Source organism: Priestia sp. Y58, assembly GCF_029522095.1.
GTDB lineage: Bacteria > Bacillota > Bacilli > Bacillales > Bacillaceae_H > Priestia > Priestia megaterium_E.
In genome coordinates, this window is record NZ_JAKWFL010000012.1 from 26,439 (window position 1) to 45,767 (window position 19,329).

Sequence of the window (19,329 nt, forward strand, 5' to 3'; positions counted from 1 at the left end):
TTATTCTGCCTCCGATTCTCCATCAGTAAAAGAAGCTACTTCTTCTTCAGAAATCTTTACAGTCAGTGCTTTAGCATAATTTGATCCGACCTGCTTACCAGGTATATAAAGACTAATTCCTATAATATCTTCACTAAAGTCAAGATCTTCTCTCTCACCCTTTTCGCCTTTTTTAGAATCTTTATCAATTCTATAAATAAGAAGTTGTGGAGTAAGTTCCAATCCTGCATTTTTTCTTATTTCACCGATATTTTTATTAGTCATTTTTGTTTTACTATTAATACTACTTAAGACACAATTATATTTTCCCTTGTCAACATCAGCAAATAAGTCTATCGGAGCACGTAAAACACCGATACTCACAGAATGATCATGCAAAGTCATTTTACCCTTTCGTGTACGATTGACCTTTCCTACAATTCCACCTTTTAGTTTCCATCCGTTTGGATTATTGTCTATTTTACCCTTTCCGCCTACTACTACATTCCAATCTGTAAAACCTGTTTCTGAAACCGATTCTTCGTACCACTTGCAGAAAGCTTCAATTTGATTGAATACTCTTGATCTTGAGTGAAAATTAAATTTTAAGAGCAACTCCTCTTTTATTGTCTTAAAATCTACCCCTCTCCAAATTAACGCAGAGTGATTATGTGATATTTCATTTTCACCAATTGCTTTGAGAAAATTCTCCGTAATGTTAATGTTTTTCTTAAGTATCTTTACATCATCTGAAAAGATAATAGTTTGGTTAGAAGTTCCTGTAAAATCCATCTCAATTAATTGGGCGCCTTGCATTTTATTTTTAGATGTGATCTTTAACCAAGAAGCTTTGGGTGAATTTTTCACCCTTGGACCCACCTCTGATGGGCTAGCACCAAGTTCAGAAAATCTACGTAAGTCTTCTCTTAATTCCTCTTCTAAAGTTGCAAGAAATTCGAACTTCTCGTACGTATCAGCAGTCATCCATATTCTTGGAAATAGTTCGTATCCCTTTCTATATCCAAACCATCGTCCCATTTGCATTAAAGAATCTGCTAGTGACGAAGGTCTTAAGAAAAAGGTACTCACAAGCCCCTCAATTGTTAAGCCTCTAGATAATGTACTTCCGCCCACAATAATAAATGCTGGAGCTGATGATGGATAGTTTTCGCTTTTAGAATCTGGATAAGCTAATCTTACAAATGCATTTTCATCGTTAATCCCATTGTTAGCGCAATTATCAATACATAAATGGATACCATTGTGATATTCTAAATCGCCATCATCACCAAGCTGAATATGAGATATTGATTCTTTTATTACACTTTTGATTACTGGCTCAAGAATAGAGAACTCTGGATAGTCATTTATCTTATCGTTTGGAATACTATATTCTTCATATCCTTCACGAAATTTTTTTAGCGTAAACTCAGATGTTTCTCTTTTATATACTTTTTGGCACTCTTTAAGTAATTCTTGCTCCGGTGTATGCTTGACCCAATTTTCTATGATTGCGGAAATTTCTGCATGGTGAGCTTGTCTTTGACTCGTATGTACGAGCATACTTAAAGGTTTTCTATAACCAAATGTTCTCAAAGATGCTACCGTACATAGGAACCAACATATAGACTCTTTCAATGTATTAGGGATTACTTGAGATTTTTTATCATGAATCCGTTTTACATTTTGAAGATCTGCTTTACTTATCTCTCTTACTATATTGAGTCCATCATTATTTTCTGTTTCTTGGACACCGAATATTTGTTTAGGTCCAAAGTATTCGTTTGATGTTTTTAATACCCCAATAAAGTCTTTTGGGTATAAGGATTCTTTACTAGACTCATTTAAAAAGTTAGAATAAGGTGTTGCTGTGTAACTAATATAATTCATAGATCGTGGCTGACTACCAGTAGAATTATTTCCCTCTACCAACTGTACAATTAACGAATTTATTGTTGCTCTTTCCTCTTTGGTAATATCTTGCGTATTAATGCCAGCTTGATCTGCTTCATCATCTATTACAATTACTTTCATTTGTTTTAACTTATTTTTATCTGTATTCATCCAACTGATTAAACTGTCTAATCTATTTTTATTCTTAAGACAAACAGTAAAATAACGCTGATTGGCATTATCATCAAATATAAGATCTTGAGCCTTTTGTCCACTTGGAGATTTTTTGGACAAATGTTGGAGCGATATCCATGATATTGTCCCGGGATGGTTCAAATCGTTCCATAGACGTCTTTCTGTTTGATTTCTCAAGTTTTCAACTACTCCGGATAGAACTATAAACATGTTCCAGCCCCAATCAGCAGCCATAGCCATTAGCGCTGCCATATTAGCTGTTTTTCCTGATTGTACATGCCCCACCATTAAACCTTTTACTGGACCCGTAGCTGTTGTATCTCTATTAAGCTTCCGCAATACTTTTATAGTGGCTTCTTCAATATCTGCAACGGACTCTTTGGACCATCCGGAATCTACTAACTTTTTTTTATATAATTGCCAGGAAGACTGCTCATCTCTTGGCACATGAACATCATTATCACTATCTGCAGCAATAAGAGAGGTTACTTCACCTGCTTTATCTATTGATAGAGCTTTTTCTTCTGCTAATCTTTCAGACTCTACTAATTCCATCCATAAATCTACAGTTAAGTCCTCTGGGAAAAAACCATTTTCTATAGATGATTCAATAAAATTCCCTAGAGCCTTTCTGTTTCCTTTATTTGCAAAGCGAATTTCATCCCAAGGTTTCCCATTCTTTTTCTGTCTTCTTATATGAAATCTGCAATCATCATATTTAGGTGAATTAATATTGTACATATACTACTCCTTTATATCTTTATTATATTGATATTTAATTAACAAATTATATAGCTTGTTAATTATAGAAACTAAGTAATTACTTAGTTTCTATCTTAAAAATTGGAATTACATATATCTTCTTCTAGCTATATAATTGAGCTTTAATTTAGAGAGTTTATTAAATTCTTATAAAAATAATATAAATTTAGTATTTTAAAATAAAAAATATTTTTACGATGTGATTAATCTTTATAAGTCTTTAGACTCATTAATTTCAGCTAGTGAATTAATTATACCAAAAATAATTGGATTATTAGTAAATTTTTGTTGAAAATAGAGTTAAAAACTTGTTTAATTAAACGATTTTTGTAATATCTAGTGACAATAGTATTACTTGTATTTTTTTACTAATAAACTTGATATTTTTGTAATATTTTCAATTCAGAAAAAATCATTAATACACATTATCATTAATACAAAAAATGTATAATAATAAAGAAAAGGTAAGGCTTAGTACCACACCTTTTTCTATAGGAGGAGATTATGGGTAAGACGAGTAAAGCATTAAGAGTTTTTGGAACATTAATAGCGATTGGAGTTATAATAACGGTAATATTTTTGGGCTTATCCACTAGAAACCCTAATTATTGGGGTAAGGCACTAGTAAGCTTTGGCTTTATTAGCTTGATTGGGGTCTGTTTTCAAATGTATTTTAAAGAAGTAGTCATTAAAGAAAAGTGGTCAGAAATACCTCTAGCTTTTAAAGCCCTATGGTGGTTTATATTTATTACAAATAGTTTGAATTTGGTAGATCAATTCATGACAGCGTTTATCTTTAGATAATCTGTTTTAATTCTTTACATATACAGCAAATCAATACAATGATATAACATGTTTTAATGAAGTTCCTCTTATTATGAGGAACTATACTACGTTTTATGTATTTGATGTAGTCAAATATGTAAAACAAGAAGAAGTTTTGCACTTCCTTCCTTAAAAAATTAGAATTATAGTTACAAGAAATACCGCCCAATACTTATAGTGTATAAGGCGGTATTATTTATCTTCATGTTATATATAGAAAACAGACTCTCAGTAAAAGTATTTGAAGGATTAATCCTTTTTTGAGGTTTGTTCAACATATAGAATTTTGTTCATTATTACAAGTACATAAAGATCTAAAATTAAATATGACCTTTCGTCTATACAGGTGAAGTTCTTTTTAGGCGTTCTCTCATTTGACAGATTGAACTATAGATTATGCATTGCATCTCAAATGAATCAACTTAACAAAAACATGTAACAAAATTTTGGTTGCATATTTTTATTAGATCATATTTAATTTCTATAGTACAAGCATTTCCAGTTAATTATTCATAGGAAGATTACTTGGAAAGTACTTTATCAATTAAATTTAGTCCCAATTTCAATCCATCTTCTCGTAAGTCACCTAATAATAAATCTAGAACTAAAAAGATTTCATCAGGGACATTTATCATAAGCATTCCTTGTTTATCTTCGTAGATTTGAACATTGTATTTCATTGCTGGTCCCCTAATCTTTATCTTATTAGAAATCTTGTTCCTTCCACATCAGCCCAATTTCTTGTTCTCGCTGTAAAACTTTCTCCAGATAACGCTCGGTTGCCTTACGATCACTATGACCTAGTTCCTTTTGAATTAAAAAGATATCTGCTCCTTGCTGCCTACTATAGATGGCATAAAAATGACGAAAGTAATGCGGGGTAATTTTGTCAGTACGCTCTTTTACAAATGGTAATTCTGTGCGTTCAATGATACGCACAATATAATTGCTCAAGTTTTTGTATTGATAATATCCTCCATCTTTGGTTGGGAATAAGGGCCCTTGATCACTTGTGTTTAATGCTGTACTGACATGACGTCGTTTTCGAAAAGCAAGGATACGTTCATATAAGGACGGATGAAGCAACTTATCAAATTTCTTTCCTCCCTTACCTACTCCTCTTAACCGGTAATGACTACTTAAACTATCTAGATACACATCTCCCCACGAAGCTTTGGCTATTTCCTGTACACGCAACCCTGTCATCGCCAACATGGTTAACAACCCATGATTAATCGGATGATCTTTGTAATAGTCTAGGATTTGCTTAACTTCATGGTAATACAAATCTCGGTTTGGAATTTCTTGTTCAGATAATGACGTACTCAAAATTTCTTTATGTAATGGATGCTGAATATACTTCGTTTCATGTAACCATTTCATAAAACTTTTTAAAATCGTCATTTTGGCATCTAAAGTTGCGGGCGAATAAGGTTTTCCACCCTTACCTAATAATGCGGTACTTAAATAGGCCTGATAATTACGGATATGCCAAGGCCTTAAATTCTTAAATATAGTTTCTTCTATATAATAATCTACATCTTGTCGTAAAAACGACTCACTCCCCACCGCATACTGATAAAACTGCAGCAAAATTCGTACATATTCGGTTTTTGTATTTTCTTTCCGTTCTCGGTCCTTTCGAATATGTTTTCGTTGGTGGACATAATAGTACATCATTTCCTCATCGGTAAAATCACTGAAAATATCTTCGTTTTTTCGCTGGTGCTGCTCATTTCTTTCTTCTAATGCATCATAATACGTGCTATCCAGCATCAATGAAACGATTTTATTGAAATCCCCTTTTCTTTCTCTTATTTCTGTTCCTGTATGTACTAATGAGAAATCTCGCATAAAACCTCTCCTTTTGCAAAATGTGTCTTCTTATTTATAGTTCTTCCTTGTGTTAAGATATTCTCTTCACTATGTAAGGGTTAAGTTTATATTTATACGTATATAGATGATAATAAACCTTTTAAACGCAAGAATAGTTTTCCTAACAAGTTTTAAATCACTAGTTACCTTCGTTAAATAACTAATATTCTTACAATCAAATATATATTTAAAGTTATTTATTATAGTTATTACTTATTAATTGTAACTTATTTAAAAGTAAAAGTATAAACTTACTTTTTATAAATATAGTTTATCACTTATATCATTTGTAGAAAAATCCCCTATTTGTCATCACTTAGAGTAAATAATAAAACATAAATATTTATAAGTTAGTTATAGCATTTACATATTGATTATAAAAACTTTTAAACTCTAACTATATGTATATATGATATAATTAATTATTAGGTGAAGTAAAAAGAATAGGAGTGTATGTTATGATTGATAATCCTACTAAAATTATTACTATTGAAGATGTGATGGAGATATTATCTATTTCATCAAAGAAAACGATTTATACATATATTCAGCAAGGAAAATTAAATCCTATTAATAAAGATGACTGGCATATCGAAGGACGTTATGAATTTGATATCGAAGATGTCGTTCGTTTGCAAGAAGAGTTAAAAAAGCCAGGACTTACGACAAAAGAGGTAGCGCAGCAACTCGATATATCCGTCACAACAGTGAATAAGTATATTAAGCAAGAACTTTTACCTGCATTCCAAGAAGAATACCGGGGTATTAATTGTTATTTTGTGAATGAAGAAGATTTAGAAGCGTTTAAGCGTACGCATGAAGTTGGCCGTAAACCTAGTAAGCGTCATTTTTATCATACCGAACAAAATATTGCACTCTTTCAGCTTTTTGTGAAGAAAGATGAAGTGAAAGAGCAGTTTGCCCGTATTATCTCAGTAGAAGATCCCATTATGGCAGTGACAGAGCAACATGAAGAGATAACGGTAGAAGAATTACTTGATCGCGGCTTTGAAGCAGCCTATGAAATTGAATCGAAAAAAACGATTACGAAAGAAGGCTATGCTACATTTGCATTTAAGCAAACAGCCTACGCGAAATCACAACTTTATAAGCTCATGGATTTATTCTATCAGTACCTAAGCCCAACTAACATGAGAATTACACCACAAGAAGAGAAAGAGCAATTTATCGTTGAAATCAAACCTGTATTGTTGACAGAATCAGCACAAGAAATCGTTGAATTATTGGAGTCAGTTCTTGTCTCAGGAAAGATTAATAAACGCAGCCGTGGAATTTACATTGATAGCGATTTAGAAGTAGTACGTGTAAAGGTATCAAGTAATCTGAAGGAAGAGTTACAGCAAAAAGCCAAGGAATTAGGCAAAAAGAATGTGGAAGAGTTGTTATTATATGCAGTACAAAAAGTATAAAATAAATTAGATTAAAAAGTTCTCAATCTTAAGAAGGAAGTAAACAAGGGCAAGTCAATTTTCATTGGCTTGCCCTTGTTTATATAATAAAACGAGTATTGTAAATATACATTTGTAAAATATTATAATTTAATTTTTAAAAAATATGTATTTTTTTGACTTTAATTATCAAATAATGTTAAAATATAGATTACATTTTACAATATTTAGAAAGGTAGTATTACTTTATTAACTTTGTTAAAATTTAAAATTAAAGGGGATATTTTGAAATGAAAATACTGAACAAAAAAACTCTTATTTCTTCATTGGTTATTTTAGGTGCTGCATTCGGATCAACTACTGCTGCTTTTGCAGATAGTGATGAAGAGACGACTGTTGAAAGCTCCACTCCAGCTGCGGAAATGGATTCTCAACCTGCGTTAACACCAAAGTATGGTACAGAAGGTCAAATGTCAATTCTGGCAAATAGTAAAAGAAGTGTTAAGAGTTATACGGGCGGAACTTTATATAGTAATACTTGGCTAAGTAGTCTTCATTCAGGAGGACTAGTAGATTATCAAGTTTCAGCCAATTATAATAAAACGGATCATAAGAATATTCAAACAAAATGGCATGCAACTATTCAAGCTTATAACACGTCTACTACTGCTTCGGTAACAATAGGTACGACTGGTGGATCAATTAGTGCTTCGACTACAAAAAATTCTACTACTGCAAAAACTGGAAATAAGTATTATCAAAATACTAAATCTCAAAAAGATGCTTCATATAGATCCAATTTGGCTTTAAAAGGGAATTGGGAGAAAGTTACTTTAACAAATGAAGCGTCTGTGTGGGGTAATAAAGTCGTTAAAAAAGCAGCTATAAATAGTCAAACTACAGTAAAAAAATAAGCATATATAAATCCTGTAGAACTTTATGTCCTACAGGATTTATATATGCTGTTAAGAGGATAGTAACATTTTTCACTGCTTCAGTACTAACTACACAAATATTTTCATCAGAAGAGAGAATTAAATTAATTTTTCTGGAGAATTAACTATGAAAAAACTTATTTTGTATTTTTTAATACCTTTTATAGCTATTTCGACTTTTTTGATCGCCTTTTTATTCTTTAATAATGAAGAGAATAAAACTCTTGAAACTGAATTAGCATATACAAATAAAAGAATAAAAGAAAGTGACAAAAATGTTGAAGAAGAAAAAAAGCTTTATAAGTTTCTAAGTAAAATGCCTCAAACTCATAATAAATTTGAATCCATTCGAATTGACTCTAATGAGGAGAGTTTAGATCAAACCTATTATTACATAAAGATAAATGAATTACTTGGTCAAAGGGTTAGTTCCAAATTACTTGATTCATATAGTGACTCTGTAGCTAATGAGCTAGATTATGACCCTTTTTCATATGCATATATAGATCCCTTAGTAAAGAACGCTACTCTATCTAAAGATACATATAACAAGATGGAACTGGAATTAAAAAAACAACTACAATGCTCGAATTGCTTAACTGAAAGTAGTCCATATATAATTTATTATCTCTCAAAGAATATACCTCAATTTAAAAGCGATAAGGCAACAGAAATTATCGGTCAGTTTATATTGACAGAATCTAATGAGGAGAATTTGATATACTATTTATACTGGTATTTTAGCCTTGTAAACGATGGGTTCTCAACTTCTAAATACCATCAAGAGATATTGGGCAAAGCAAATAAAACAATTAAAAAATCCTCTCTTAAAGATTACAAAGACAAACAAACTGTGTATATTCTATATTCTTTAAGTAACTTGTTAAAAAACCCTTACGATTTAAAAACAGATAATATTACAAATTCTATTGATACATTTAATTATAACTTTAATTTATACGATATATATTTTAGTTTGAAGCTTTTAAACGAAGGTGAAAAAGGAATAAATAAGTCATATAAAAAAATGTATATTGATTATTTAAATAAAATATTACCTTCAAAAGATAACTTTTATCCAATGGTAGCAGTTGAAAAGAATAATATGATTGATATGATTACATGGCAATTAATAATGGATTATCTATATGATTCTAACAAAACATACAATCATTATTTGACCAATTATTTAAAAAAGACTATCACAAATAGTAAATTAAGCTCCTCACAAACAGAATTATACTATGAAACGCTGTTTTTTAAATTAAATGATTTTGATTTTCCAAAAAATAAAACTAAATCAATTTACCATAGTTTAAATAATAAAACGGAATTAGTGGAGAATTATTATCTTTTTCAAGCTGGAGCTGTGTTAGGTTATAAGTTAAATACCAAGCAAATAAAACAATTAAAATCTGAAACAAAAGATGCAATTAATAAAGGCGAAGTTTGGAACATTATTGTGTGTCTTGATTTAAACTACACTTACAATGAAGATGAAAAAGAAGTTTATAATTTATGGAAGCTAAATAAGGATTATCTCGAGAAAAATAAAAATATTATGAATGAAAAAGCATTTTTTTTATATCAAATTTTAAAAGAATCTATGGGGAAATCAGGAACAAAAAGTGAAATAGATACTTACTTTAATGCTAGGGGTACTAAAGATGTATTATTACTAGATGGTGATTCTGACACTTTAAATTTGAGTACTATTTATAGCTATCTTTCACTTCTTCATTTACATAAGATTAAAAGAAAATAATTCTGTAAACCTGAATATTTCTTTGAAAGAACAACCCTCACACAGAGGGTTGTTCTTTTTAAATAATTCTTCGTATGTCGATAATTCGTGATTTAACAATCATAAAATTAATATAGTATAATCCTCTGATAAAATATGAATCCATTATTTAAAAATATAATACCTATTATAAAAAAAACTCGTGTGGAAAAGGCACCACAAATTATTAAAGAACCTTTATTAATTCCAGAACTCTAAGTAGAATCAAAAATGGAATGGGCTTATTTGTTTGATAACAAACGAAAGAACAAAGGAAACGAGTATTAATACCACCATTTGTTTTGGAGATTTATAAAAGACTAGGCATAAAATAACAGACATAATTAACTCTTCAATGTAATTCAACCTTATATAAAATAATCCTATTCCTAAAGAAAGGCTTAATAATAATGCTATAGGTAGTGCTGGTAAAATCCAGGCTAACCTTATATTGTTCTTTCCATTCCATACAATAGCCGCCATAAAGGGAGAAATTAGTGCTAGACTACCCCAATATATAAAATCACGGGTTGGAAAAATGCCAAATAAATAAGCTGAATAGATATAATAACTAATTAGCATTCCTATAAAAAATATGAAAGTATTAAGAGCAGCACTAATCTGTGTTTTACTGTATGCAGCTATGATTGTAGCAATTAATATCCAGATACCTAACCTCGTAAATAAATCTCCCAAATACGAGGGAATATTCATAAACCAATCTCCATCAACACCCGCGAAAGTATCCAAATATTTAGATATTATCCCTAAAGCTATACCTATGACTAAAAATATAATGAAAAATAATATATTTTTTTTCACTCTAATCCCCCTAATCTTTTAGTAGTTTTCCTTAAACAATAAAATAAACAATGTACTAATCACATCAGTAGTTGAATAGAAATCCCCTCAATCCAAAACCATCTCCTATAAATATCATAAATTTGAGTATAACATAAAAGGTAATAAAATCCTTATAAACAATAAAATTACTTATATTCAATAATTTTGTTAATAGAAACAGAACGTATACTACAGAAAAGCTAGATAAGAATAGTCCTGTTAAAATTATATTTTTAGATAATTTAGAAGAAAATTTGATATTTCTTTTTTTTGAAAGATTTTCTAATGCTTTTGCCATGGCTTTATATGATGAAGTATTTTTAATTAATCTCTGTGATACGTCTTTTCCTCTAGTTTTTACTTTTAAATGTACTTCTCTTCGCTTTTCCGTTGATTGCTTTCTTTCAACTAATCCTAGACTTACTAATCCATCTATACTCACACATACTGTATTTTTTGGGATATCCAATTGTTTTGTTGCAGATTTTAGAGTGCTTCCAGGATTAGAAAAAATCCAGTTTAAAATACCTATTACAAAAAATAAGTTCAACTAAACAAAAAAAATTGTTGATATATGTAAATTTTTGATGACAAATAAGTTGAACTAAAGGATTGAAATTCCGTCCTTCTTCTTGTATAATAAGTTCAACAGAAGTTCAACTTAAAAATGAGGTGTATAAACATGAAAATTTCGCGTTTTAATAAAGACTGTGGAAACTCCGTTGATATGAATATCATTGATGGATACCTATTTGATTTCCCAACCAACGTTGTAGAACTACAAAAAGATGTTGCTGATTCATTTTTTACAGATGCAGTAACAGCACCAGAAGAATTTAAGAAGCGTATCTTACTATCTACGAAAATCAGTGACGAAGAAAAAGAACGTTATTTCTTAGTGGGTGACATTGCAGCAAGCCAACAACTTGCCAACAATCACATCAATCGTTTACATAACAAAATTACAAGCCATATTCCTTACGTGACATTTTTGGCTGCCATTGCATACTACCATGCGTTGCATGCAAAAGATCAGAAAGATAACAACATTGAAATTGACTATTTCTCTACGATGTTACCAATTTGGTTACTGAAAAAAGAAAGTACGTTTGGCGAAGCGCAAAAAGCCATGGCTACTCGCTTCCTAGGTGACCATACATTCCGTATTCATACTCCAGGGTTTGAAAAAGAATTAAAGGTAGCTGTGGACGAAAGTGCTTGCCTGAAAGAAGGCGAAATCGCGCGCTTTGCGTTGAAGAAAGACCTAACACTTCAAGACCGTGAAGATGCCAATGAATATGTGGAATGTGAAACTGTGATGGTTGATATCGGTGGTGGCTCGATTGATGTCGTCATTTTACCGGAAGGATTAAAAGCTGCGAATAGCCGTGAATCATTCCAAAGTATCGAGGGTATTCCCTATTTAGCTCATATTGATAAGTTACGTAAAGAGAAGTTCCCAGAGCTGTTTACCGATTTACGTGCTTTTGACCAATTTATCTTAGATAACTATAGTAAACAAAAATTCGAGTTAAAAAATGAAAACACAGGCGCAGCCATTGATTTAACAGCTCAAATTACATCTTCTTTAAAAGAGTATGTGGAAATTTTACTAGCGAAGTTAAATGATGTAGCCCCACCACCGGCAAATAAAATTCGTAAATACGTATATAGTGGTGGTGTCGCTCCAACACTAGAAGTAGCGATTATGACAAGCATGAGTGAAAAGATTGGCGAAGAACGTACAGAGAAATATCATAAAGTACCAGCAGATAGCCGTCACTTAAACTTATTTGGCCTAGAAATCCGAAGCATCGGTTATCTTCAAAAGAAACAAGCTGAGAAGAAAGCCGTTAAATCCTAACAGCGTAGGTGATAACCATGTCAGAGCGTCAAAACGCCTTTACGATTAAGACCAACCGATTGAGTGATGAAGTCTATGACGTACTTGCAAAATATGCGAAGTCTCGAAGATTAGGGGACTATATTTCATCTTTAATTGTTCGGGACCTTCATCATTCATCTACCGACCAAGTAGATTCAGGTCACAGAACAGAAGAACTTCTTGAACATATCAATTCAGAACTGAAGGAATTAAAACAATTAGCTAAGGCTAATGGCTTTATAGTCAAGCAAGAGGAGTTAGAAGACAAGCCTTCAGAAAGTCAAACCTTAAAAGAAGGTAAGATTGCAGATTTAGAGCAAGTATCTGGTTCTTTAGATGACGATGATTTGGAAGAGTATAGCGATTTTTAAAACACTAAGCCACTAGGTATCCTAGTGGCTTTTTTGCTTTATATAGTTTATTGATTTTTAATGTATTTCCATATATATAAAGAACCTGATCGGACTAAAAGAATACTGATAAGGGGGATTTTATTTATGAGCAATAGCAATCAGCACGAGTACTTCTATTTATTCTAAATCCCCTCCTTACTTCTTTGCCTGAAGAACATTAATAATTAGGTGTAACAGATACTGTATTGATAATAAAATTACTCCTAAAGTGTTAGATAGAAGGAATCGGTATAGTCATGGTATACTAATAACAAACATGGAAATGATGGAGGGTATTATGACAAAACGATTAGATTTGCGTGTCGATTTTGCATTTAAATCACTATTTGGCACACATGGAAATGAATCTATTTTAGCTGCTTTTTTGAACGCAGCACTCCGTTTTCCAGATGATAAAAAAATTCAGACGGTGCAGTTATTAGATCCGCATTTTAATAAAGAAAACCAAGAAGATAAACGCTCTATTTTAGATGTGCATGCACAGTTAGAGGATGGAAGCCGAGTTAATATTGAAATTCAGCTTAATAACAAACATGACATGGAAAAACGAACACTCTATTACTGGTCTAAAATGTACAGTAGTCAAATGAAAGAAGGCATGGACTACGGAGAGCTTTGTAAAACGATTACCATTAACATTGTGAACTTCCGTTATTTATCTCATATTCATGATTATCACTCCACTTTTCAGTTATATGAGCGAGAGCAGAAATTACTCTTAACGGATATGCTGGAAATTCATTTTATGGAGCTACCTAAGTTATTAATAAAATGGCGTAACAGAGAGGTAGATCCACGGGAAGATCAACTTGTGAGATGGTTATTATTACTTGAAGCATCCGAAGATGAAGAAATCACTCAGGTATTGGAGGAGATTGCGATGCAAGAAGATCAAGTATTAAAGAAAGCAATGGACGAGTGGGAACGTGTTAGCCAAGATCCAGAAGTGCTACTAGCATATGAAGCACGAAGAAAAGCATTATTAGATGAAAAGTCAGCTTTAAAACGAGCTGAGAAACTTGGAGAAGAAAAAGGAAAACAAATAGGTGAAGAAATAGGCGAAAAGAAAGGGATCATAAAGGTGGCCCTAAGTATGATTCAAAAGGGTTTAGATACCCAAACAATCGCTGAATTTACAAACCTTACACCAGAAGAAATTGATAAATTACGTCACCAGTAATCATAATTAAAAAAGGGACTGCCTAACAAATTAAGTTGTTAGGCAGTCCCTTTTTTAACTTCCTCATTATCAGCATATCTAATGTGAAGTTTATTGTAATTGAGTTAGCTTATATCTATTTATCTTTATTATGCAGCGTACTAAATGTTATTGCGTACTATAGTAGGAAAATATAAGTGTTCTATTTTTTATTAAATTGAAGACCTTTTCTTATATATCCCCTTTTAAGTTGCACTAGCATTTTTCTTTTTTTTCACAGGTAATCCGTACTTGTTGGAGTTTTCTTTTATTTTTTTTGCGATTTCTTGTGCTTCTTCTTTCGTCATTTTCATACAAAAGACTCCTCTCATGTTCTACTATTATAAGTTTTTTCCACTATCCCAAAAAAATATACATGCGCCTCCCTCCCCTGCCATATACATGTTTTAGGTATGTACAAAAAGTCATTGTCCTAGAGATAATTTTAGATTTTAGGAGTGATTATGTGAGAGTAGAAGAGAAGAAAAGAAAAATTCGAAGTGACAAAAAACGAGATGTAAAACCATCACTTCCGATTGATCTTAAAGAATGTGTTTATCGATTGTCTTATATTACAAATACACCTGTAAAAAATGTAATTGAATCAATTTGTATATCAGGCCTTGCTTCTTCAAAAGTAATGGACTACCTATCAAATTATTTTAGAAGAGGATTTAGCTTTGGCAGCACTGTATATATGGGAGATATGTCCAAAGAGCCAATTAGACATCTATACAAGAATATTGAGAAGGAGCGTGTCTCTACGCGCTTAAAAGATGGACATGGAGAAACGTATGATATTCTAAAACGCTTAGCTTATGCTTTAGATTGCTCTCCAGCATTAGCAGCATCTTTCTTAATTGAAGCAAGCATCAGGAATTCTGATTTTGTTGATGAATACATGACTCGGCATTTAGAAGAAGAATTGGATCAGGGAAGAGTAAAGGAGTTAAAAGAGGTATTAAAATTCATCAATAAAAATAACCCTTATAAAGAAGAGTACAGTTTACACAATTTAATTTCTTATATTATGGATGAATTAAAAGTAGGAGCAACTAGCTTAGGGTCTTCTGTACAAAATTGGTTAGAAAGTATACAGCATAAAAAATAGGTCGACTTAAAAAACCTTTGAATTTACGATTCAAAGGTTTTTTGCTTTTCTTTTATTTCGTTAAATAAAATTTTTGCGCCTAACGGACTTAGAACCATTTTATTTACATACCTACGGTTCTCAGGTGTTACCTCACCTGTAACCACACACTTATCATATTCTTTATATTTTTTTATTTCTATATGATCATCTTCCAATAAAATTTCTACAGAATCGTCTTTACCTATATTCAGTTCTTTTCTTATTTCAATGGGAATTACTATACGCCCCACTGCATCTGTCTTTCTCAACGTACTTAGTCCCTTCATGCTGACTCTCCTTTTATATGTTCATAAGTACAACTTTCATATCATACTATAAATGTATAAATTAACCTATAATAATTTTATAAAACAGAATTCAAGGTATAAGTTTAGAATCTCTTTTTAAATTGCTCTTTTACATAAATACATGTACGATCATGGTCATGGGAAAAGAAATGATCCTGTTTGGGATACACTTTTACTCCACAAGAGGGACAGGCAAAGAAACCTACATTAATACCTTGAGTCACTTCATGAGCATAAAATTCACCAGCCGTTTCAAACATTACCACATGGTTTGCTTTCTCAATCTTTGCTCTCATAAATTCATCTCCCACCTTACCTTGAGTTTATTACCATAATAAGGGTTTAAAGGGTGAATTGTAAAAGAAAATGTATAGATATATCTCTATATCTATAGAAAAAAGCCGCATTCTGATGCCATTTATGCATGAGAATACGGCTTTTTCTCCATTTATTTCTTTTAATAGATAAATCAAGCTGTTATAATCAAAAACTAAAAAAGACTCCTTCATTCTTTTTGTTTTTTCGTCTTTTATGTCTCTGTTATTTCGGCTCAACGCTTCCAATCGCCCCCTTCGCTTCTTCAGCTCAACTCCATCAAAAATTCCATCAAGGGCTTCACTAAGCTTATACAACTTATACCAACGCGTTAGCGATACTGAACTAAGTACTGATGAGGTAATGAAGTCATAATTCTTTAGAGACTATGGAGCTACTCCCGTAAGCTTGTCTGTCCATTCAAAAAATAAGAAAGAACCCTTACTGTAGTAGGTCAAGGGGTAGACCATTATATAAGAAGCAATGGGTTTTATATGCTAGTAGTTGTCCAAAACGATTATTCCTCTTATGGAATAATCGAGATCTTCAAGTGTGTCAAAATCAAATAAAAGTACTAGCATAGCTATCAACCGAATTCCATTTCAAGAAAAAAATAATAAGATTGACAATCATCAGTTGGGGGTAAAGTTAAATAACTATTCGGAGAGGAGAGAATAATGTATGAGCATTATATGGACACTAATTGTAGGTGGAATTATTGGATGGCTTGCTGGTTTAATTACAGGGCGAGACATTCCTGGAGGGATTATTGGTAATATTATCGCTGGTTTTATCGGTTCATGGTTAGGCGGTCTTATTTTAGGAAGTTGGGGACCTGTTATCGGTGGTTTTGCCATCATCCCAGCGATTATCGGATCTGTCGTTTTAGTACTTATTGTAAGCTTCATTTTGCGAAAAATGGGTCAGAACAAAAATCATGGTCGTCATGCAAAATAATGTAACATATATAAAGTGGAGGGAATAAAGATGAGAGAAGAAAGTAAGTCTGTGTTAGCAGGTTTTGTTGAAGATAATCAATTTGAATTGGATTCTTACCTTACTTATTTATTCGATAAAATCAACCATGAGGGTGAAATTCCATCGGGAGCTTAATGAGAAGCCAGGTATGTTATTACAAAGAAAAGAAACCCAAAATAATAAATAGGAATGGAGTATAAGCGACCTTAGTAACGTTCTTTACGTATACAAGGTCGCTTATTTTAGTTTGTAGAGGGCTTCTATTAACTTCGAAAAATGTTCTACTCAAACAAATTAGTAAACTATTTAGGATACCTCAAATCATTTCTTCACAAGTAAAAAGGAAGAATGGAACCCACTCTTCCTTCAGCCATTACTTTATAAAGTTGTATTAGAAACGTCCGCCGCCAAGTTGTTGCTCAGCTAATTGTACAAGACGCTTAGTGATTTCGCCACCTACTGATCCGTTTGCACGTGCAGTTGTGTCAGCACCAAGGTTTACACCAAATTCGCTCGCGATTTCATATTTCATTTGATCGATTGCTTGTTCAGCACCGTATACTAATAATTCGTTGTTGTTGCTGCTTTTGTTGTTTGCCATGTTGTGTCACCTCCTTGTTTCTTTTAAAGTTCCTATCTTAGAAGAAGTACATACATAGTAAATAATGGATGTATTATTTTCTTACATGCTTCCTGTACTATTTTTTAGTAACAAATGACACTGTAAAAAGTGGAATTAGATGTTTCATTTCCTTGTCATGAAAATCAATATTTGCCATGTTTGAAAAAAGAGCTGTACCTTTTAGGTACGGCTCTTTTTTCTATTTATTGATGACGAAGCTTTTCCTTTTCTTTCAGATCTGTCGCATGTCTTTTTACGACATATGAAGACACCTTTTATTCAGTCTATTTTTACTGAAATTGCACACCAGACTAATAAGTATGGCGGGATTAAAAGCAATAAATTTCGCTAGAGCACATTCAACTGGCATTAAATGTTTACATACTTGCCATTAGGGGATTTATCCTATAAGAACAACACTATCTAAATAGGAGGAGAATAAAAATGAATACTAATACTGGGACTGTTGAAAATAAAGTAGATAATAAATTAAATGAGATGAGCCAAGAGAAGAAGGAAAACATTCTTTCTAGTTTTAATGAATTTAAAACATACTTAGGAGATAAGGTCACAAAAGGTGAGAAATTAGGCTTAAATGATGACCAGTTAACTTTAGGCGCTAAAAAAATAGCTGATTATCTTGCGAAACATGAAGAGCCACAAAATGAAGAGCAATACTTGTTACATCAGTTATGGAAAGTTGGGAATGAAGAGGAGAAACATCATCTAGCTCATATGCTTGTTAAATTGGTTAAAGAATAATTCAAATTACGTAATGAAAATTAACAATAAATGATTTATTAAAGGAAGAATGAATAATTCATTCTTCCTTTTTTATTTATGTATTATCCGTTGCTTACACAATAAAAATCTAAAAATGTGTTTGAAAGTAAATGACGTTTAATAGAAGGTAGGCTGTATATGTCCTCCCGACAGGACATGATTATATTACACGTTCGTATCGGTAAACCAAGAGTTATAGAATTACATATGTATCTGCACACTTATAATAGTATATTATTCATTCACTGATATACTTTATATCAAGAATAAAGAAAATAAGGGGGAGCATATAATGGTCCTATATAAAGATCCTATAAATGAACTACAATTTATTCAGAAAGCTCTTGATTATACACGTGCTGGTCTGATTATAACGGATCCATCTTTGCCTGATAACCCCATTATCTATGCAAATAAAGGATTTTTAGACTTAACGGGATACGACATAGAAGAAATCCTGGGGACAAACTGTCGTTTTCTACAAGGTAAACAAACGAACCTCACCACAGTTAAGGAAATGAAACAAGCAATTGCTGCACGTTCGTCTATCACTGTTCAAATTTTAAATTATAAGAAAGACGGACGTCCTTTTTGGAATGAATTATATATTGACCCTTTATGGATGGAAGATAAATTATATTTTGTAGGCGTCCAGAAGGATATAACTGAAAAAGTAAAACAAGGAAATCTCATTATCGATTATCATGAACAAATGACACAGATGTCTACCCCTATTGTACCATTGAAGGATGGTGTTTCAATTTTACCGATTATTGGCGTGTTAAATGAACAACGTTACGACATGTTGATGGAAAAAGTATCGACGTATATTGAAGAATCAAAAGATGACTACTTTATTGTTGATTTTTCTGGACTACTAGAAATTGATACCTATACTGTTTCGTGTATTTATAACTTAAATCGTTTAATTAGTCTAACAGGAACTGAAGTGATGATTACTGGAATTACGCCTTTGTTAGCCAGGAAAATGGGTGATTTGTATGTTACTTTTGATGACTTAACAACGTTTACTCATGTGAAGAATGCATTAGTTTTTATTGAAAAGAAAGAAAAATAGAAGTGATGTTCAAAATTAGAGAGCATGTTGCATTGAGTTTATCGCAGTTTGCAAATTTTTTACAAAACAAAAAATTCGTCATTGTTATGGGAATATAATCATATTTAAAAAAAGGGTT

General features: G+C 31.9%; 20 protein-coding genes. 12 read left to right on the forward strand and 8 right to left on the reverse strand.

What is annotated here, in order from left to right; all coding sequences use genetic code 11:
• Nucleotides 1–2,808: a Z1 domain-containing protein gene (locus MMB68_RS24615; protein ID WP_277549477.1), complete on the reverse strand. Its 2,808-nt coding sequence runs from the start codon at nucleotides 2,806–2,808 to the stop codon at nucleotides 1–3.
• A 525-nt stretch (nucleotides 2,809–3,333) separates the two neighbouring features.
• Between MMB68_RS24615 and MMB68_RS24620 the strand changes: the two genes are divergently transcribed.
• Entirely contained in the window at nucleotides 3,334–3,633 is a 300-nt protein-coding gene (locus MMB68_RS24620; RefSeq protein ID WP_277549478.1) for a hypothetical protein, read from the forward strand.
• Between the two features lie 542 nt (nucleotides 3,634–4,175).
• Here MMB68_RS24620 and MMB68_RS24625 read toward each other — a convergent pair.
• Both MMB68_RS24625 and MMB68_RS24630 read right to left on the reverse strand, forming a co-directional pair.
• A complete protein-coding gene (locus MMB68_RS24625; RefSeq protein WP_277549479.1) occupies nucleotides 4,176–4,334 on the reverse strand; it encodes a hypothetical protein in 159 nt (52 codons plus the stop codon).
• 25 nt (nucleotides 4,335–4,359) lie between these two features.
• Complete coding sequence (locus MMB68_RS24630; protein WP_277549480.1) at nucleotides 4,360–5,508, reverse strand: tyrosine-type recombinase/integrase; 1,149 nt, start codon at nucleotides 5,506–5,508, stop codon at nucleotides 4,360–4,362.
• Between the two features lie 479 nt (nucleotides 5,509–5,987).
• Here MMB68_RS24630 and MMB68_RS24635 point away from each other — a divergent pair, with 479 nt between their 5' ends.
• The 3 genes from MMB68_RS24635 (at nucleotide 5,988) to MMB68_RS24645 (ending at nucleotide 9,638) form a co-directional block, all read left to right on the forward strand.
• Nucleotides 5,988–6,959, forward strand: coding sequence for a helix-turn-helix domain-containing protein (locus MMB68_RS24635; protein WP_168761500.1), 972 nt, complete (start codon nucleotides 5,988–5,990; stop codon nucleotides 6,957–6,959).
• A gap of 269 nt (nucleotides 6,960–7,228) precedes the next feature.
• On the forward strand, nucleotides 7,229–7,852 hold the full coding sequence (locus tag MMB68_RS24640; protein WP_098334643.1) for a hypothetical protein: 624 nt from the start codon (nucleotides 7,229–7,231) through the stop codon (nucleotides 7,850–7,852).
• A gap of 148 nt (nucleotides 7,853–8,000) precedes the next feature.
• Nucleotides 8,001–9,638 (forward strand): hypothetical protein, encoded by a 1,638-nt coding sequence (locus MMB68_RS24645; protein ID WP_168761501.1) that lies wholly within the window; start codon nucleotides 8,001–8,003, stop codon nucleotides 9,636–9,638.
• Nucleotides 9,639–9,881: 243 nt separating this feature from the next.
• On the opposite strand, the gene MMB68_RS24650 is transcribed toward MMB68_RS24645, so the two are convergent.
• Nucleotides 9,882–10,478: a hypothetical protein gene (locus MMB68_RS24650; RefSeq protein ID WP_277549483.1), complete on the reverse strand. Its 597-nt coding sequence runs from the start codon at nucleotides 10,476–10,478 to the stop codon at nucleotides 9,882–9,884.
• Nucleotides 10,479–10,542: 64 nt separating this feature from the next.
• Entirely contained in the window at nucleotides 10,543–10,968 is a 426-nt protein-coding gene (locus tag MMB68_RS24655) for a MarR family winged helix-turn-helix transcriptional regulator (RefSeq protein ID WP_277549484.1), read from the reverse strand.
• A 213-nt stretch (nucleotides 10,969–11,181) separates the two neighbouring features.
• On the opposite strand from MMB68_RS24655, the gene MMB68_RS24660 reads away from it, so the two are divergent.
• From MMB68_RS24660 to MMB68_RS24675, 4 genes are all read left to right on the forward strand, one after another.
• Nucleotides 11,182–12,363 carry an Alp7A family actin-like protein gene (locus MMB68_RS24660; RefSeq protein ID WP_154974853.1) on the forward strand — a complete coding sequence of 394 codons (1,182 nt, stop codon included), beginning with the start codon at nucleotides 11,182–11,184 and terminating at the stop codon, nucleotides 12,361–12,363.
• Nucleotides 12,364–12,380: 17 nt separating this feature from the next.
• Nucleotides 12,381–12,755, forward strand: a complete 375-nt coding sequence (locus MMB68_RS24665) for a hypothetical protein (RefSeq protein WP_277549485.1) — start codon at nucleotides 12,381–12,383, stop codon at nucleotides 12,753–12,755.
• A gap of 319 nt (nucleotides 12,756–13,074) precedes the next feature.
• The gene (locus MMB68_RS24670; RefSeq protein WP_047751996.1) at nucleotides 13,075–13,977 is read left to right on the forward strand and encodes an Rpn family recombination-promoting nuclease/putative transposase; all 903 of its coding nucleotides are present in this window, start codon (nucleotides 13,075–13,077) and stop codon (nucleotides 13,975–13,977) included.
• A gap of 484 nt (nucleotides 13,978–14,461) precedes the next feature.
• Nucleotides 14,462–15,106, forward strand: a complete 645-nt coding sequence (locus tag MMB68_RS24675) for a hypothetical protein (RefSeq protein WP_154974850.1) — start codon at nucleotides 14,462–14,464, stop codon at nucleotides 15,104–15,106.
• A gap of 23 nt (nucleotides 15,107–15,129) precedes the next feature.
• Here MMB68_RS24675 and MMB68_RS24680 read toward each other — a convergent pair whose 3' ends face one another.
• The gene (locus MMB68_RS24680; RefSeq protein WP_154974848.1) at nucleotides 15,130–15,414 is read right to left on the reverse strand and encodes an AbrB/MazE/SpoVT family DNA-binding domain-containing protein; all 285 of its coding nucleotides are present in this window, start codon (nucleotides 15,412–15,414) and stop codon (nucleotides 15,130–15,132) included.
• Nucleotides 15,415–15,518: 104 nt separating this feature from the next.
• Entirely contained in the window at nucleotides 15,519–15,731 is a 213-nt protein-coding gene (locus tag MMB68_RS24685; RefSeq protein ID WP_048018803.1) for a hypothetical protein, read from the reverse strand.
• A 700-nt stretch (nucleotides 15,732–16,431) separates the two neighbouring features.
• On the opposite strand from MMB68_RS24685, the gene MMB68_RS24690 reads away from it, so the two are divergent.
• Both MMB68_RS24690 and MMB68_RS24695 read left to right on the forward strand, forming a co-directional pair.
• Nucleotides 16,432–16,707, forward strand: coding sequence for a GlsB/YeaQ/YmgE family stress response membrane protein (locus MMB68_RS24690; RefSeq protein ID WP_048018805.1), 276 nt, complete (start codon nucleotides 16,432–16,434; stop codon nucleotides 16,705–16,707).
• Nucleotides 16,708–16,737: 30 nt separating this feature from the next.
• Complete coding sequence (locus MMB68_RS24695; RefSeq protein WP_255906693.1) at nucleotides 16,738–16,863, forward strand: hypothetical protein; 126 nt, start codon at nucleotides 16,738–16,740, stop codon at nucleotides 16,861–16,863.
• Nucleotides 16,864–17,119: 256 nt separating this feature from the next.
• Here the strand turns inward: MMB68_RS24695 and MMB68_RS24700 are convergent, their stop codons facing one another.
• Complete coding sequence (locus tag MMB68_RS24700; protein ID WP_013058452.1) at nucleotides 17,120–17,329, reverse strand: alpha/beta-type small acid-soluble spore protein; 210 nt, start codon at nucleotides 17,327–17,329, stop codon at nucleotides 17,120–17,122.
• A gap of 465 nt (nucleotides 17,330–17,794) precedes the next feature.
• Here MMB68_RS24700 and MMB68_RS24705 point away from each other — a divergent pair, with 465 nt between their 5' ends.
• Nucleotides 17,795–18,112, forward strand: a complete 318-nt coding sequence (locus MMB68_RS24705; protein WP_098113217.1) for a DUF3243 domain-containing protein — start codon at nucleotides 17,795–17,797, stop codon at nucleotides 18,110–18,112.
• A 313-nt stretch (nucleotides 18,113–18,425) separates the two neighbouring features.
• A complete protein-coding gene (gene ytvA, locus MMB68_RS24710; protein WP_154990812.1) occupies nucleotides 18,426–19,211 on the forward strand; it encodes a YtvA family blue-light photoreceptor in 786 nt (261 codons plus the stop codon).
• The last annotated feature ends 118 nt before the right edge of the window (nucleotides 19,212–19,329 follow it).

What these genes read in the sequence shown, in the direction of transcription:
- MMB68_RS24615 (WP_277549477.1), bottom strand. Translation starts at nt 2,808, where the DNA reads ATGTACAATATTAATTCACCTAAATATGATGATTGCAGATTTCATATA.
- MMB68_RS24620 (WP_277549478.1), top strand. Translation starts at nt 3,334, where the DNA reads ATGGGTAAGACGAGTAAAGCATTAAGAGTTTTTGGAACATTAATAGCG.
- MMB68_RS24625 (WP_277549479.1), bottom strand. Translation starts at nt 4,334, where the DNA reads ATGAAATACAATGTTCAAATCTACGAAGATAAACAAGGAATGCTTATG.
- MMB68_RS24630 (WP_277549480.1), bottom strand. Translation starts at nt 5,508, where the DNA reads ATGCGAGATTTCTCATTAGTACATACAGGAACAGAAATAAGAGAAAGA.
- MMB68_RS24635 (WP_168761500.1), top strand. Translation starts at nt 5,988, where the DNA reads ATGATTGATAATCCTACTAAAATTATTACTATTGAAGATGTGATGGAG.
- MMB68_RS24640 (WP_098334643.1), top strand. Translation starts at nt 7,229, where the DNA reads ATGAAAATACTGAACAAAAAAACTCTTATTTCTTCATTGGTTATTTTA.
- MMB68_RS24645 (WP_168761501.1), top strand. Translation starts at nt 8,001, where the DNA reads ATGAAAAAACTTATTTTGTATTTTTTAATACCTTTTATAGCTATTTCG.
- MMB68_RS24660 (WP_154974853.1), top strand. Translation starts at nt 11,182, where the DNA reads ATGAAAATTTCGCGTTTTAATAAAGACTGTGGAAACTCCGTTGATATG.
- MMB68_RS24665 (WP_277549485.1), top strand. Translation starts at nt 12,381, where the DNA reads ATGTCAGAGCGTCAAAACGCCTTTACGATTAAGACCAACCGATTGAGT.
- MMB68_RS24670 (WP_047751996.1), top strand. Translation starts at nt 13,075, where the DNA reads ATGACAAAACGATTAGATTTGCGTGTCGATTTTGCATTTAAATCACTA.
- MMB68_RS24680 (WP_154974848.1), bottom strand. Translation starts at nt 15,414, where the DNA reads ATGAAGGGACTAAGTACGTTGAGAAAGACAGATGCAGTGGGGCGTATA.
- MMB68_RS24685 (WP_048018803.1), bottom strand. Translation starts at nt 15,731, where the DNA reads ATGAGAGCAAAGATTGAGAAAGCAAACCATGTGGTAATGTTTGAAACG.
- MMB68_RS24690 (WP_048018805.1), top strand. Translation starts at nt 16,432, where the DNA reads ATGAGCATTATATGGACACTAATTGTAGGTGGAATTATTGGATGGCTT.
- MMB68_RS24695 (WP_255906693.1), top strand. Translation starts at nt 16,738, where the DNA reads ATGAGAGAAGAAAGTAAGTCTGTGTTAGCAGGTTTTGTTGAAGATAAT.
- MMB68_RS24700 (WP_013058452.1), bottom strand. Translation starts at nt 17,329, where the DNA reads ATGGCAAACAACAAAAGCAGCAACAACAACGAATTATTAGTATACGGT.
- MMB68_RS24705 (WP_098113217.1), top strand. Translation starts at nt 17,795, where the DNA reads ATGAATACTAATACTGGGACTGTTGAAAATAAAGTAGATAATAAATTA.
- ytvA (WP_154990812.1), top strand. Translation starts at nt 18,426, where the DNA reads ATGGTCCTATATAAAGATCCTATAAATGAACTACAATTTATTCAGAAA.